The sequence below is a fragment of the Neptuniibacter sp. QD37_6 genome (assembly GCF_047778085.1).
GTDB lineage: Bacteria > Pseudomonadota > Gammaproteobacteria > Pseudomonadales > Balneatricaceae > Neptuniibacter.
The window spans coordinates 1,530,903-1,545,747 of record NZ_CP180550.1 but is presented as its reverse complement, the minus strand read 5'-3'; the positions used below and the strand labels follow the sequence as shown (position 1 = coordinate 1,545,747).

The 14,845-nt window shown below is 43.8% G+C and carries 13 protein-coding genes; 7 read left to right on the top strand and 6 right to left on the bottom strand.

Annotated features, from left to right (window positions below):
* Positions 1-48: 48 nt before the first annotated feature.
* Positions 49-918, bottom strand: a complete 870-nt coding sequence (locus ACMXYO_RS07240) for an alpha/beta fold hydrolase (RefSeq protein ID WP_415887838.1) — start codon at positions 916-918, stop codon at positions 49-51.
* Between the two features lie 236 nt (positions 919-1,154).
* Between ACMXYO_RS07240 and pabB the strand changes: the two genes are divergently transcribed.
* From pabB to ACMXYO_RS07225, 3 genes are all read left to right on the top strand, one after another.
* Positions 1,155-2,486: an aminodeoxychorismate synthase component I gene (gene pabB, locus ACMXYO_RS07235; RefSeq protein ID WP_415887837.1), complete on the top strand. Its 1,332-nt coding sequence runs from the start codon at positions 1,155-1,157 to the stop codon at positions 2,484-2,486.
* A gap of 13 nt (positions 2,487-2,499) precedes the next feature.
* Complete coding sequence (locus tag ACMXYO_RS07230) at positions 2,500-2,961, top strand: cyclic nucleotide-binding domain-containing protein (protein WP_415887836.1); 462 nt, start codon at positions 2,500-2,502, stop codon at positions 2,959-2,961.
* Positions 2,962-3,030: 69 nt separating this feature from the next.
* Complete coding sequence (locus ACMXYO_RS07225) at positions 3,031-3,939, top strand: hypothetical protein (RefSeq protein ID WP_415887835.1); 909 nt, start codon at positions 3,031-3,033, stop codon at positions 3,937-3,939.
* Here ACMXYO_RS07225 and ACMXYO_RS07220 read toward each other — a convergent pair.
* The 3 genes from ACMXYO_RS07220 to panD form a co-directional block, all read right to left on the bottom strand.
* On the bottom strand, positions 3,911-5,092 hold the full coding sequence (locus ACMXYO_RS07220) for an HD domain-containing phosphohydrolase (protein WP_415887834.1): 1,182 nt from the start codon (positions 5,090-5,092) through the stop codon (positions 3,911-3,913). The genes ACMXYO_RS07225 and ACMXYO_RS07220 overlap by 29 nt on opposite strands.
* 153 nt (positions 5,093-5,245) lie before the next feature.
* The gene (thrH, locus tag ACMXYO_RS07215) at positions 5,246-5,863 is read right to left on the bottom strand and encodes a bifunctional phosphoserine phosphatase/homoserine phosphotransferase ThrH (protein WP_415887833.1); all 618 of its coding nucleotides are present in this window, start codon (positions 5,861-5,863) and stop codon (positions 5,246-5,248) included.
* A 226-nt stretch (positions 5,864-6,089) separates the two neighbouring features.
* Positions 6,090-6,524: an aspartate 1-decarboxylase gene (gene panD / locus ACMXYO_RS07210; protein ID WP_415887832.1), complete on the bottom strand. Its 435-nt coding sequence runs from the start codon at positions 6,522-6,524 to the stop codon at positions 6,090-6,092.
* A 525-nt stretch (positions 6,525-7,049) separates the two neighbouring features.
* Here panD and metH point away from each other — a divergent pair.
* Positions 7,050-10,736, top strand: a complete 3,687-nt coding sequence (metH, locus tag ACMXYO_RS07205) for a methionine synthase (protein WP_415888080.1) — start codon at positions 7,050-7,052, stop codon at positions 10,734-10,736.
* A 179-nt stretch (positions 10,737-10,915) separates the two neighbouring features.
* Positions 10,916-11,731 (top strand): substrate-binding periplasmic protein, encoded by an 816-nt coding sequence (locus tag ACMXYO_RS07200; protein ID WP_415887831.1) that lies wholly within the window; start codon positions 10,916-10,918, stop codon positions 11,729-11,731.
* Positions 11,732-11,736: 5 nt separating this feature from the next.
* On the opposite strand, the gene ACMXYO_RS07195 is transcribed toward ACMXYO_RS07200, so the two are convergent.
* Positions 11,737-12,612 carry a LysR substrate-binding domain-containing protein gene (locus ACMXYO_RS07195; RefSeq protein WP_415887830.1) on the bottom strand — a complete coding sequence of 292 codons (876 nt, stop codon included), beginning with the start codon at positions 12,610-12,612 and terminating at the stop codon, positions 11,737-11,739.
* Positions 12,613-12,706: 94 nt separating this feature from the next.
* On the opposite strand from ACMXYO_RS07195, the gene ACMXYO_RS07190 reads away from it, so the two are divergent.
* Together ACMXYO_RS07190 and ACMXYO_RS07185 are read left to right on the top strand one after the other, a co-directional pair.
* Positions 12,707-13,207: a lactoylglutathione lyase family protein gene (locus ACMXYO_RS07190; protein ID WP_415887829.1), complete on the top strand. Its 501-nt coding sequence runs from the start codon at positions 12,707-12,709 to the stop codon at positions 13,205-13,207.
* A 274-nt stretch (positions 13,208-13,481) separates the two neighbouring features.
* Positions 13,482-14,351 carry an MYG1 family protein gene (locus ACMXYO_RS07185; protein WP_415887828.1) on the top strand — a complete coding sequence of 290 codons (870 nt, stop codon included), beginning with the start codon at positions 13,482-13,484 and terminating at the stop codon, positions 14,349-14,351.
* 194 nt (positions 14,352-14,545) lie between these two features.
* Here ACMXYO_RS07185 and ACMXYO_RS07180 read toward each other — a convergent pair whose 3' ends face one another.
* Positions 14,546-14,812, bottom strand: a complete 267-nt coding sequence (locus ACMXYO_RS07180) for a hypothetical protein (protein ID WP_415887827.1) — start codon at positions 14,810-14,812, stop codon at positions 14,546-14,548.
* Positions 14,813-14,845: the final 33 nt, after the last annotated feature.

The following is a 14,845-nucleotide window of genomic DNA, read 5'->3' as shown; positions in this document are numbered from 1 at the left end:
TGTCAACACAATACAAAAGTTTAAGGGTTTTACCTTATCACTTCGTAATTATTTGTTAGTTATATAACGCTGTAATTCATCATTCATCACTCGCGCGATTTGGCGCGGCTTTTGAAACGGTAACGAATGATCAGTTCCAGCCATCAAAAAGTAGTGCCAATTGGGAAGACGCTCCGCCAGCTCTCGCTGGTACTGGTGCATAAGGTCCACACTGTTGCCACCTATAAAGCTGGTTACATCACCTTGCGCCGCCACTAATTCTTCTCTATCTATCTGCTTCACCGCCTGCGTTACGCAATCCAAAGCATTCGCAAAACCTTCTGGTCGCGCCCCTAATCTGCTGACAGTTAACTTTTCTACTTGCGGTGAAACCTTACGATTAGGCGAAATCGCATCTAAAAAGTTAACAATGCCCTTCTCTACCTGCACAGCACCTCTGAGATTTAGTGCCGCTTCCGAGAACTGGTTACGCAGTTCTACGGTGGTTTCCCAGCAAGGCCGATCTAACACCGCCGACTCCAATAGATACTGCTTACCAACACGATCAGAATGCTGTTGTTTAAACAGCAGTGAGATTAAGCCACCTAAGGAATAACCCGCTAAATCAAACTGCCACCAGCCGAGGTGATCAACCAAGGCATTTAAGTCTGCAACCAGCTCCTGCGCTGCAAAGGGGTGTTCTTTCTTATCGGGAAAATAGGTATCACCCATGCCTCTCTGATCAGGCACCAAGACCTCAGACCATTGAGTTAAAAATGCAGTGATATGCTCCCAAGTATCAACCCCAGCAACACCTGCACCATGCAGTAAGACCAGCCTTCTGGAAGGCTTAATATCAGGATTTCGATAGATTCGATAAACAATATGCTGATCAGACAAAGTAAGGCTTTGCTTATCAACACTAAAAGGATGCTTCATGTAGCAACAATACTCTTAATGCTTTAATAGATTTAATCTCATTCTAGCTGAACAGAGTAACCAAACCAGCATTTTGTCGACAATCTTTGGTATGAGCTAAAAACAAACAGTGTTTTTACAGGTTTTCAGTTGTTTTCACTTATTTCGTTTCGACCAAGCCTTTCACATAGACAGTTCCAATGGGGTTACATACAATTCACACACTTCATTCAATAACTAAGAATTAAGCCAGTTCATTGATCACCCAACGTTCTGTTCCGTATTTAGCTAACAGTGAAATTTACTTTGAGCGCCTTCGCCCTCTAGGTAATGCTGTATTTCTTGATAGTGGTCGTCCTAACTGTCCATGGGGGCGGTTCGACATCATCGCGGCTGCACCGGTTGAAATTTTAAGCATGAATGCAGAGCAGCCTGCATTTGATGCACTGCAAGATCTGTACAACCGCTATCGGAACCCGCAAGCGGAACAATCCCATCTGCCATTCCAAGGCGGCATCATCGGTCACTTTGCTTATGATCTGGGCCGATCCGTTGAAGCTATGCCGGTGAAGGCAGAAGATTTTGCCTCCCTACCCGACATGCAAGTGGGCATGTATCTATGGGGCTTAGTGGTTGATCACCAGAAAGAGCAAGCTTACCTCGTAGCCGATCATCGCGTACCTAAAGAGCAACTCGACCAGATCGAACTTCAACTGACTCAAGCAACAAACACCACAAACTCTGATTTCCAGCTAGATAAAGCCTTTAGCGCCAATATCACTGAAGCTGAATACCAGCAGAAGCTTGAACAGATAGATAACTACATCCATGCTGGCGACTGTTACCAGGTCAACTTTGCTCAACGCTTTAATAGCAGTTATCAAGGTGACAGCTGGGAAGCCTATAAAAAGCTAAGAACCCATGCTCCAACACCTTATTCTGCTTATATCGATCTAGGGGATCAGCAAATTTTGTCTCTTTCCCCAGAGCAGTTCCTAGAAACTAAAGATGGGATAGTAACGACTAAACCGATTAAGGGTACGCGACCACGCTCATCTGATGTAACAGAAGATCAACGTCTGAAACAGGAGCTAAGCGATTCACTTAAAGATCGCGCCGAGAACCTGATGATTGTCGATCTTATGCGCAACGACCTCAGTAAGGTATGTCAGCATAACTCCGTAAAAGTACCAAAGCTCTTTAACATTGAGAGCTATGCCAACGTGCATCACAAAGTTAGCACTGTGACGGGCAACTTAAGCTCAGATTACTCACCGATTGCGCTACTAAAGCATTGCTTTCCTGGCGGCTCCATCACCGGCGCACCAAAGATCAGAGCAATGGAGATTATAGAAGAACTAGAACCCCACCGTCGTTCTATCTACTGCGGCTCTATTGGTTACATCAGCCTATGTGGCCGTATGGATACCAGCATCACCATTCGCACCCTGCTATGCGAGAACGATCAGATTTTCTGTTGGGCTGGCGGTGGAATTGTCGCAGACTCTATTTCATCCATGGAGTATCAAGAAACCTTCGACAAAGTGAATAACTTGCTCCAATGCTTGGAAGCGACTATTCCTAATTAGAAGGAGTATATACATGGCTAAAAACAAGACGCTCAGTAAAGAAAGTGCCCTAGCAATTCTTGATAAAGTGGCCTTATTCGATGATATGAACCGCAAGGACAAACAACTCCTTGCTCAGTTCAACTGGTACTTTGTTGCATACAATAGCGGCGACTACTTAACCGACGAAGACTCTTTAGATAAACGCTTCTTTATCCTACTAAGCGGCGGTGTCAATGTACTTAAAGGCACATCACAACAACTGATCACCCAGCTATCCCCTGGCGAAATTATCGGCGAAATATCATTCCTAACAAACGAACCACGTACCGCTAGCGTTATTGCCAACAGAGAAAGTACAGCGCTGGTTATTGATCAGGAATTACTAGACAAGCTTCCGATAGACACCAGAGAGAAGCTCAAGGATCAGCTAATCTTAAAAATGGCATTACGCTTAAACCGGATGAACAACCGATTTGCACTCAGCCAGACTTAATTGTATTTAAGCCAACAGATCCTATCATTTTGCCTATAATTGAATTGCTCTATCTCAAAAGGAAGGATCATGCAGTTCGGAAGGCTACTCTCAACCACACTTTTAATACTCTTTCTGGCTAGCCCCAAAGCTTCTGTAGCCGATCAGCATCCAATAAAAGCAGACTCTAACAAAAAGCTTAGTATTGTATGGGCTAGGACCGATTTTGCTCCAGTATTTATCTTAAAGGGCAAATACAGCAATCAAGGTATAGGCGATGAAGCGATTAAGCTATTCAAGAGAAAGCTAAAGAATTATCACCATATCAGCGCAGACATGAGCTTAAAACGCGCACTGCAACTTGCCAAAGAAGGACAGATGATTTGCCATGTTTCTTTAGTTAGTTCTAAAGAGCGCCAAAAATTTATGGATTTTAGTCGACCATTAATGCGGTTATACGCAAATGGTTTAGTCACTACCAAAGGAGCTCTACATAAATTCGGCGTCAGCGCAGATAACATCAATCCGGTTAGCCTAACTGCTCTAACCAAAAGATCAGTCTCAATCAGCATCCACGATGCAAGAGCCTACTCCGCATATATCGATGCTGTAATAAAAGACAATATTTCAAAGCCGAATAGCATCTTTCATGTAAAAACTGGCCAGAAGGATCAGGAACGGCTTATTCAAATGGTTGAAAACCACCGCCTAGATGCCATGATCGGCCGACCAGAAGAAGCGCAGTTCAGTAAATTACAACACAATATTAAGGAAGACCTATATTTCGTACCACTAGAGGGACAATCTGCGACGAGCATGGGGCACGTAGGGTGTGCTAAAGGCGAGTGGAATAAAGCTTTAATCAACACACTCAATCAAATGATCGAGAATGATGAAGAACTCAAATCGACCATCTATGATGCCTACCAAAAATGGTTACCTTCTCAGCTGAGAACACGGAGAGAAGCCTTCAACTATCCGATGATTCCACAGCCGTAGCAAGATCATTCTCAGCAATAAGATCACCCATTGAGTGCAACATTAAATCCGCACTGGATGGGAATACATCCTCCAGCTTAAAAGATATCCTTTCAAACATATCTTGTAGATCTAAAAATGCATCAACAACAGCGGGATCAAAATGAGCTCCACGTCCTGAAACGATTACATCAGTAACCCTTTTATGATCTACCGCGCTTTTGTAAGGCCTACGAGAAATCATTGCATCGTACACATCAGCAACTGCCATTAAACGCGCAATCAAAGGAATAGCTTCGCCTTTCAAGCCCTGCGGATACCCCTCACCATCCCAGCGCTCATGATGACTTAATGTCACTTGCTGTGCTAATTCAAGAAACCTGACCGCTTTATTGCTCGAAGCATTATCTAGCAACTGTTGTGCAGATGTCACCGCTTGATAACCCAGCACTGTATGGGTTTTCATTACACGATATTCCTCAGCACTCAATTCCCCAGGCTTTTGTAATATATGATCTGGGATACCCACTTTACCAATATCATGCAAAGCAGAGGTTTTGTAATACAATTCGATCGTTTCAGCGTCCAACTGATCGTGGTAGGCAGGGTTTTTATACAGATGCTCAGCTAACGCTTTAACATAGTGCTGCGTTCTAAGGATATGATTACCTGTAGAATGATCGCGAATTCTTGCAATGGTCGCTAGACACAAAATGGCAGCATCCTGAACCGCCAACAGCTCAGTAACATCAATAAGGCCTTTCGGCTCCTCACAAGCAGCAGATTTTGCAGTTACCGAACGGGAAGTAAAATTAAGCTTTAACTTGGCCAAACTGATATAGGTTTTACACTTGGCGTTAACAACAGATGGAATGAAAGGCGGTCTTAAATAATCAGAACAACCAATCTCAATTGCTAATTCACGGTAATCTTCTTCTGAGTCATTCCATACTAAAATCACAGGAATATGAAGATGCTCATACTGCTGAATTGCCGCAATCAATTCTGACTCATCATACTGATCAATTAGGTCATGATCCAAAAGCACCAAGTCACTCTCAACACTCATTTCATTTAAGTTAGGGGATATTTCCAGTTGATAGTCCTCTGCTAAAACACCAACCAATTGGTCGGTAAGTAGAGAATTAAAACTGATTATTTTTGCATGAGGCATACAATAAATACCTTAACTAAACGAAGTAAAAGAGACTTAACCTAGAATATGTAAGGATAATATTAACAAAAACTAATAAGAAAGGCTTGGGGAGAATGCCCAAACTACCACCCAAAATGACTATTTGAGTGGCAGATTAGGTGAGAAGAGAAGTTACAGACTTAAATCGCGGTTACTTGCCTTGATAAACTCTTTCTTCAGATCTTCGTACGTGTGTACTGCTGGGAACTGAGGGAATTCAGCAATTACATTATCAGGCGCGTGGAATAAGATACCTGCTTCTGCTTGCTTAAGCATTGTCGTGTCGTTGTAAGAATCACCTGCAGAAATAACACGGTAGTTCAACAACTGGAACGCACGAACAGACTGACGCTTAGGATCTTTCTGACGCAAAGTGTAGTCAGTGATACGACCATCTTCGTCTACTTCTAGCTTATGACAAAGAAGTGTTGGGAAGCCAAGCTGACGCATTAGTGGCTGAGAGAATTCGTAGAACGTATCAGATAGGATCACAACCTGAAAACGCTCACGCAACCAGTTAACAAACTCAACTGCACCTTCTAGCGGCTCAAGCTTGCTGATTGTTTCTTGAATCTGCGGCAACTTAAGACCGTGCTCATCAAGAATGCGAAGACGCTGCTGCATCAGCTCGTCGTAACAAGGAATATCACGAGTCGTCGCTTTTAATTCTTCAATACCAGTTTCTTCAGCAAAAGCGATCCAGATTTCTGGGATCAATACCCCTTCAAGGTCAAGACATGCGAGTTCCACGTGTAACTCCTAAATAGTATTTTTGGTGTGCTTATTATGTTTGCCTAAGCAATTTTCTGGGCGCCAATTTACCCGCAATAGCCCTACCTTGCAAGGCGATATTAGGCCTAAAGATTCATACGCCAGTGGGATTAACGGCTATATAACAGACAAAAGAAAACCCACACAAGGCGGGTTCTCTATACAAAAAAGCCACTCAAATGTGAGTGGCTTTTAGAAATCTTAATCAGATATCTTTTGGCTGAACAGGAATTGCGCGTTTCATACCTGTTAGCACGTTGCGCTGATGAAGCTCCTCATCAGTTGCGCCTACGCCGCCATCTGACTTCGCATTTTCAAAATAGCAAAGCGTTGGCTGATGGTCGTCAACCTCTTTGTCGTCCAATTGAACGTAAGAAGCGATGATCAGTAGATCACCTTTACTTGCTTTATGCGCCGCCGCACCGTTTACAGAGATAATACCGCTGTTCTCTTCTGCACGGATTGCATAAGTAGTAAAGCGTTCGCCATTGTTGATATTGTAAATATGAATCAGTTCATATTCACGAATGCCTGACTTATCAAGCAACACACCATCGATCGCACATGAACCTTCGTAGTGAAGCTCAGCGTGAGTTACTGTTACACGGTGTAGCTTGCACTTTAAGAATGTCTGCAGCATAGACTAAATCCTGCGTTTGCTCATCTGTACCAGGCTTAACCTGGTTTTCCCCTTTCGCTACCCATTCAGCTTTTGGCCGACATATCTGAGTAACACATCAACGCTGTACCTGTTTTACCCTTGTTAGCAGTGTGACAGGTCAGCTAGCTCACAAAAAACGGCATTTTAACCAGTATTTTGCGCTGCACATAATACGTAAAACGTCTAAAGGACTAACATTTTTGCCCTGTTAGATAGATTCGCACTGCACAAAGGGCGGCTATTCTACCACCATCTGGGAAAATATTAAGGGGTTATTGAGCATTCTTTAGGACAAACAAAGCTAATACACCTCCTTCTAATAGACCCCGCTACCAAAGACAGTCGATTCTAGTGCTCTCAACCCCGTAAAAACGGCTGAAATTGAACGTAGTTCATCAATAGATTAACTTTCCTCACTCCCTTTCTTAACTAATTGATTTACAATAGCGTCCTTATTCTAGTAGTCGCTGATTCAGGTATTTAACTGTGACAGATAAAACTTTGATGGAAACGCTTTCAGAGAGCCTTAAAAAACGCATTATGATTCTGGATGGTGGCATGGGCACCATGATTCAGGATTACAAGCTTGAAGAAGCGGATTACCGCGGCGAGCGTTTCGCTGACTGGCATATTGAGGTTAAAGGTAATAACGACCTTTTAGTGCTAACTAAGCCAGATATCATCAAAGCGATTCACAAAGAATACCTATTGGCCGGTGCGGATGTCATCGAGACCAATACCTTTAACGCGACGCAGATCGCCATGGCTGATTACGAGATGGAATCACTCAGCCGTGAAATCAACGTAGAAGCAGCGCGCCTAGCCCGCGAAGCCTGTGACGAAATTACAGCCGAAACACCTGATCGCCCACGCTATGTAGCAGGTGTTCTTGGCCCAACAAACCGTACTTGTTCTATTTCTCCCGATGTAAACGATCCGGCCTACCGTAACGTTTCCTTCAATGAGTTAGTTGAAGCGTACACTGAATCTATCGACGGTTTGATAGAGGGTGGCTCTGATATCATCCTGATCGAAACCATCTTCGACACCCTAAATGCGAAAGCCGCTATCTACGCGGTAGAAACCTACTTCGAAGAAAACAATATCCGTTTGCCAGTGATGATCTCCGGTACGATCACTGATGCATCCGGTCGTACGCTTTCAGGTCAGACAACCGAAGCATTCTGGAACTCCGTTCGCCATGCTAAGCCAATCTCTGTAGGCCTTAACTGTGCACTAGGTCCTAATGAGCTGCGTCAGTATGTAGAAGAACTGTCTCGTATTTCTGAGACTCACGTTTCTGCTCACCCTAATGCTGGTCTGCCAAATGCCTTTGGTGGTTACGATGAAACACCAGAACAGATGGCCGAAGAGATCGGCGAATGGGCGCAGTCTGGCTTCCTAAATATTATCGGTGGTTGCTGTGGCACGACCCCAGCACACATCAAAGCGATCCGTGAAGCAGCCGAAAAAGCTGAACCGCGGCAGCTTCCAGATTTTCCAGTAGAATGTCGTCTGTCTGGTCTTGAGCCAATGAACATTGGCGAAGACACCCTGTTCGTTAACGTTGGTGAGCGTACCAACGTTACCGGTTCTGCGATGTTCAAACGTTTGATCAAAGAACAGGACTACGAAACAGCACTGGATGTTGCTCGCCAGCAGGTTGAAAACGGTGCCCAGATTATCGATATCAACATGGACGAAGGCATGTTGGATGCTCACGCAGCGATGGTTAAGTTCCTTAACCTGATCGCATCTGAGCCTGATATCGCTTGCGTTCCAATCATGATCGACTCCTCAAAATGGGACGTTATCGAAGCCGGTCTACAGTGCATCCAAGGTAAAGGTGTTGTTAACTCGATCAGCCTTAAAGAAGGCGAAGATAACTTTATCGAACAAGCGAAAAAGCTTCGCCGCTACGGTGCCGCTGTAGTCGTTATGGCCTTTGACGAAACAGGTCAGGCCGATACTTACGAGCGTAAGATCGAGATCTGTGAACGCTCCTACCGTGTCCTTGTTGATAAAGTGGGCTATCCACCAGAAGATATCATCTTCGACCCGAACATCTTCGCGGTAGCAACCGGTATCGAAGAGCACAACAACTACGCAGTCGACTTTATTCAAGCAACAGGCTGGATCAAACAGAACCTGCCATACGCGAAGATTTCCGGCGGTGTATCCAACGTATCCTTCTCCTTCCGTGGTAACAACCCGGTACGTGAAGCGATCCACTGTGTGTTCCTTTACCATGCAATTCAGCAAGGCATGGATATGGGTATCGTTAACGCTGGTCAGCTGGCGATCTACGATGATCTACCAGAAGAACTACGTTTAGCGGTAGAAGACGTTATCCAGAATACGCGTGAAGACGGCACTGAACGCCTATTGGATATTGCTGAGAAATACCGCGGCGATGGGTCTCAACAAGAAGATACTAAAACGCAAGAGTGGCGCGAGTGGGACGTTAACAAACGTCTTGAGCACGCATTGGTTAAAGGTATCACCGAATTTATCGAAGACGACACAGAAGAAGCACGTCAAAACCACGACCGCCCACTTCATGTAATTGAAGGACCTTTGATGGATGGCATGAGCGTGGTGGGTGACCTGTTCGGTGCTGGTAAGATGTTCCTACCACAGGTAGTAAAATCTGCACGTGTAATGAAGAAAGCCGTCGCTTACCTAATGCCGTTTATCGAAGAAGAGAAAGACGGCGCGAGCAGCTCTAACGGTAAGATTGTACTGGCAACGGTTAAAGGTGACGTACACGATATCGGTAAGAACATCGTCGGCGTAGTACTGCAGTGTAACAACTACGAGATCATCGACCTTGGCGTCATGGTGCCAGCAGAAACAATCCTGCGTACTGCCCGCGAAGAAAACGCTGATCTAATCGGTCTGTCTGGTTTGATCACACCATCTCTAGATGAGATGGTTCACGTTGCCAAAGAGATGGAACGTCAGGAGTTTAATATTCCTCTATTGATCGGTGGTGCAACGACATCGAAAGCCCACACAGCGGTTAAGATCGATCCTGTATTCCACCGTGATCAAGTCGTACACGTAACTAACGCATCCCGTGCAGTAAACGTTGCTTCTAGCCTGCTAGGTAATAAGAAAGAAGGTTACATAAAAGAGATTCAAGAAGAGTACCAAGCGGTACGTGATCGTCACGCTGCACGTATGAACGATAAGCGTCGTGTCACACTTGAAGCTGCGCGTGAAAACAAATACCAAATCGAGTGGGATGATTACACTCCACCAGCACCGCTAAAACCGGGCATTCACGTATTTGATGATATCGCCCTAAGCGATATTCAAGAGTACTTCGACTGGACGCCATTCTTCCATTCTTGGGAGCTAGCGGGTCGTTACCCTCGCATCCTAAATGACGAGATCATCGGTGAAGAAGCGACTCGCCTATTTGCAGATGCTCAAGCGATGCTAAAAAACTTGGTTGATCAGAAACTACTAACCGCTAAAGCCGTTGTTGGTATCTTCCCAGCGAACAGCGTTAACCACGACGATATCGAGCTATACACAGATGAAAGCCGCAGCGAAGTACTAATGCAGCTACATCACCTTCGTCAGCAAACTGAAAAAGTCGCTGGCAAAGCCAATATGTGTCTAACTGACTTCGTAGCGCCAAAAGAAACCGGCAAGCAAGATTACCTTGGTGCCTTTGCGGTCACTGCAGGTCATGGCTGTGATGAATTGGTAGAGAAATACGAAGCGGACCACGATGACTATAACTCCATCATGGTTAAAGCCTTGGCAGACCGTTTTGCCGAAGCCCTAGCTGAGATGATGCACGATAAAGTACGTAAAGAGATCTGGGGTTACGCATCTGACGAGCAGCTATCTAACGAAGATCTGATTGCCGAGAAATACAAAGGCATCCGCCCTGCTCCAGGTTACCCTGCATGCCCAGAGCACACTGAGAAAGGCCTACTTTGGGAACTGCTAGACGTTGAGAAGAACACTGGCATGACCATAACCGACTCTTACGCAATGCTGCCAACCGCAGCGGTAAGCGGCTTCTACTTCAGCCACCCTAAATCACAGTACTTCGGTGTTGCGAAAATCAGCGAAGACCAAGTAGAAAGCTATGCCAAGCGTAAAGGCATGGAAATGTCAGAAGCTGAGCGCTGGTTAGCACCTAACTTGGGTTATGAGCCGGAGGAAGGGTAACACCAGAGGCGTTTAGAGCGCCACTTATCAGTTGCTAGTTGTTAGCGAAGAAAAAACCGAACCTTTTTAGGTTCGGTTTTTTTAGATGAATACTACGGCACAACTCAAAAACGAAGCACTTCGACCTATACTATTGTTTAAGCTCCGAATTCCAATATTTTATAGTAGAGAGAATTATCATGAGATCATTGATTTACATGTTATTTTGCTTACTCTCTATTTCTCCTCTCATGGCAGAAGAAAGACCTCTAATAATTCTGTCTCATGATAGACCACCATTTCACTTTAAGAACAATACCGGAGCCGTAGTAGGAATATGCGTCGATATTGCGGATACTATTTTTCGCGAAATGGGTATCAAATATAAAATTATTGATATGAACTGGGCTCGAGTTTGGAAGAAGATAGAAACAGGAAAGGGGGAGGCTGCATTTAGCGCGTCAAGGAAAAAGCCTCGTGAACCTTATCTATTTTACCCGAGCACAGATATGTGGCGGTCTGAATTCGTATTTTTTGTACATGAAGCTAATAAACATATTGCGCCTAACGGGACTTACAAGGAGGTGTCTGACTCTGGCGGAAAAATTGGTTTATGGAAAGGAGCCTCATATAACCAAACGCTCTGGGAGCATTATCCTTTCAAAGATGGCAGCACTAGCTATAGCCCCAATAAAATTAATAAAGAGATTTATAACGAGCAATTTTTCATTGTATCTTCTCCTCTTCAGGCCTTTAGAATGGTAGAGAAACAAAGAATAGCTTTTACCCTTGAAGACAAATCAGTGGGCTTATACCTGATAAAGCAGAACGATATCACTGAAAAAGTTATACCTTATGACCAGCCAGTCTTTAGTAAAGGCTACCCAATGCCATTTATAAAGAATTCAAATTATCCAAATTTGGAAGAACTAGCTATTGAATTCGAAACAAGATTAATAGCAATGAAAAAGGATGGCCGCTATCAAGCCATCTTTGAACGCTGGCTAAAACCTTAATTCTTTTACATAGAAAAGTGCTTTTGAAGAATACCTTCAAGTAGGTTGTAACGCTTAGGTAGTGGACGGTATTTTTTCTGGACCCTATAAACAGGCTCTTTCACAACCTGCGCTAAGTTTGCGATTTTAATTGCATCATAATATACAGATCCCACAATCGAGGACTCAGGTAGAACGGTAAATCCCATAACTTCCGCTACCGGCAGAAGGATTTGGCTTAGCTGGTTGATGTAACCCGACTGTTTTATCTCCCCCATGCCTCTAAAATGATCGGCGAAATTACTCTCTAACACCTGTACAGCGTAATGATGACCATCAGGGTGATTGATAAAGCCTAGCGCCATTAATTCTCTCCAATCGGCCTCAAATCCTTTTGGTATTAGGAGGCATAATGGATCGTATCCAAGTAGATGCTGTTCTAACTCAGCATCATTTATCAGCTGGGTAACTAAACCCAAATCGACTCTGTTGCCTTTTATCTGTTTAAGGATTTCATGATTGGGAGCCGCTTCCATACTGACGCATAGCTCTGGATAACGCTTCTGTAATTGCAGAAGATCAGGGTAAAGCTTTATCACCATAGAACCTGAACAGGCGAGTTTGATTTCCCCGTTCTCTGCTTGAACGTCAGTTAATCTATCTAAAAGAGCGGACTCTTCCTGAAACTGTTTTTGCGCGAATTTATATAACTGTTCACCCGCTTCGGTTAGTTCAAACTTTTTACCAAAGCGACTGATAATCTGGCAATTCAGATGAGCCTCTAATTTCTTAATATGCTGGCTAACCCCCGGTTGCGTCATATGTAATAGCTCAGCCGTTTTCGTGAAATGTTGCGTTTCAACAAGGGTAATAAAAGTTCGGAGATGATGCGGATTAATCATAACAATAAATTATTATTTTCATTTCAAATCATAATTTTTAATAAGCATAGCCTCTTTATAAACTGCTTCCAATAAATCTTGTTGGAGCATAACGATGAATCAACCTTACCCACGTACTTTCTCTCATATTGGTATTTCTGTACCTGACCTTGAAGCCGCAGTGAAATTCTATACAGAGGTTCTAGGTTGGTATCTTATTATGGAACCGACTGAGATAACTGAAGATGACAGTGCCATAGGCGAAATGTGCACCGACGTGTTTGGCCCTAATTGGGGCTCTTTTAGAATCGCACACCTATCAACAGGCGATCGGATTGGTGTTGAACTATTCCAATTTAAGAATCAGGAGAACCCTAAAAATAACTTTGAATACTGGAAAACTGGCATCTTCCACTTCTGCGTGCAGGACCCGGATGTAGAAGGCCTAGCAGAAAAGATCGTTGCAGCTGGCGGTAAAAAACGCATGGTGAAACCACGCTATTACTACCCAGGAGAAAAGCCTTATCGCATGATTTATATGGAAGATCCGTTTGGCAATATTCTCGAGATCTACAGCCATAGTTATGAACTGCATTATGCAGCTGGGGCTTATTAAGTCCTAATTGCTTATAAACAACAGCAAAAAGACCGTTGAAAAGTACAAACCCGAACATCTTAGTTCGGGCTTGTGCGATTCAATTACTCTGTGTCCCTTAACATTCTTTACACCTATCAATGTTCATAGAATACAAACAAAACGCCCTATTCTTCTTAATAACCTTCGTATAGTATCCGTCCCATAAATTAAACGATGAGCCCTCCCAAGACGCGCATCCAATTAATACGATTGGGCTGACGCCTTTTCCCACTTTTCACGTGACGCAATAGAAATGCCTGATATTACGATAGTAACTCACAGCGGTAATTTTCATGCAGATGATGTATTTAGTATCGCTGCACTCAGAGCTGCTTTTCCTTCTTTTAAGCTGATCCGTACGCGTGATCAGGAGCTTATCAATCAGGCTGACATTGTGGTTGATGTCGGTGGTGAGTATGACCCCGACACAGGTCGGTTTGATCATCATCAACGAGGTGGTGCCGGTGAACGTGAGAACGGAATCCCCTACTCTTCATTCGGATTGATTTGGCAGAAATATGGCGTTGATATCTGCCAAGGAAATACCGAAGTCGCTAAAGCGGTTGATGCTGATCTGGTTTCTGCCATTGATGCGATCGATTGCGGCTATGGTGATGGCGTTGCTAAAGGGGTGAGCCTGAGCCAAACAATCTCGATGTTTAACCCAACTTGGCAGGAAGACACTCATTTTGATGAGGGCTTTGATGAAGCGGTTAATTTTGCATCGCGTGTTTTAAACCGCTTTATTGCATCGGCTGACGGCGGTATTAGCGCCAAGGATATCGTCGCCAAAGCCATAGAGGATGCTGAAGACCCTCGCGTAATTGTATTAGCACAATACACCCCTTGGAAAAGAACCGTACACGCTCTATCGAAAGAGGCTTTATACATCGTTTATCCATCTGATACAGGTCAGTGGCGTATTCAGGCAATACCGGTGAAACCCGGCTCATTTGAGGATAGAAAATCATTGCCAAAAACATGGGCTGGATTATCTGGTAAAGCATTGCAAGATGAGACGGGTATCAGCGATGCGATGTTCTGCCATAACGGCTTATTTATCGCAGGCTGCGAATCCTTTGCTAGCACAATGAAAATGGCAGAAATAGCTCTTTCTGAATAGCAATTAAGTAGATCATACCCCTTTTTGCTTTAACCACCATGCCTAATGCCCTAATGTCTCCAATAAAAAAGCCGAACTAAAGTAGTCCGGCTCTTTTATCACAATCTTTTGGTTACTAAGCTGCTGACATCAAAGGATAAGAACAAAATACTGAAAACCTTACGTACAGCAAAGCTATTTAATGAGTGCTTTACTTACAAATCACCTACATTTTCTAGCCAATCAAAATCACTTTTATCACTTTCCATACTTCCACCAGCAGCAGTTGGGTTTTCTTCCATCTCTTGGTTAATGCTTTCCATACTTGTTTCTTCCGTTTTGGATTCCATAACTTTGCTACTAGTCATGCTCTCCGAGGTATTCACACCGTAAAGCAAATCATAAGCATCAAAATCAGCGGCCAACAACGCACCAGGCGTAAACATCAATGAAAAAACAACCGCATTCAATTTAATATTCATAATAATGCACCTTTATTAATATTATTCTTCGGC

What these genes read in the sequence shown, in the direction of transcription:
- ACMXYO_RS07195 (WP_415887830.1), bottom strand. Translation starts at nt 12,612, where the DNA reads ATGATTAATCCGCATCATCTCCGAACTTTTATTACCCTTGTTGAAACG.
- ACMXYO_RS07180 (WP_415887827.1), bottom strand. Translation starts at nt 14,812, where the DNA reads ATGAATATTAAATTGAATGCGGTTGTTTTTTCATTGATGTTTACGCCT.
- ACMXYO_RS07220 (WP_415887834.1), bottom strand. Translation starts at nt 5,092, where the DNA reads ATGCCTCATGCAAAAATAATCAGTTTTAATTCTCTACTTACCGACCAA.
- ACMXYO_RS07185 (WP_415887828.1), top strand. Translation starts at nt 13,482, where the DNA reads ATGCCTGATATTACGATAGTAACTCACAGCGGTAATTTTCATGCAGAT.
- panD (WP_415887832.1), bottom strand. Translation starts at nt 6,524, where the DNA reads ATGCTGCAGACATTCTTAAAGTGCAAGCTACACCGTGTAACAGTAACT.
- ACMXYO_RS07230 (WP_415887836.1), top strand. Translation starts at nt 2,500, where the DNA reads ATGGCTAAAAACAAGACGCTCAGTAAAGAAAGTGCCCTAGCAATTCTT.
- ACMXYO_RS07225 (WP_415887835.1), top strand. Translation starts at nt 3,031, where the DNA reads ATGCAGTTCGGAAGGCTACTCTCAACCACACTTTTAATACTCTTTCTG.
- metH (WP_415888080.1), top strand. Translation starts at nt 7,050, where the DNA reads ATGGAAACGCTTTCAGAGAGCCTTAAAAAACGCATTATGATTCTGGAT.
- ACMXYO_RS07190 (WP_415887829.1), top strand. Translation starts at nt 12,707, where the DNA reads ATGAATCAACCTTACCCACGTACTTTCTCTCATATTGGTATTTCTGTA.
- ACMXYO_RS07200 (WP_415887831.1), top strand. Translation starts at nt 10,916, where the DNA reads ATGAGATCATTGATTTACATGTTATTTTGCTTACTCTCTATTTCTCCT.
- ACMXYO_RS07240 (WP_415887838.1), bottom strand. Translation starts at nt 918, where the DNA reads ATGAAGCATCCTTTTAGTGTTGATAAGCAAAGCCTTACTTTGTCTGAT.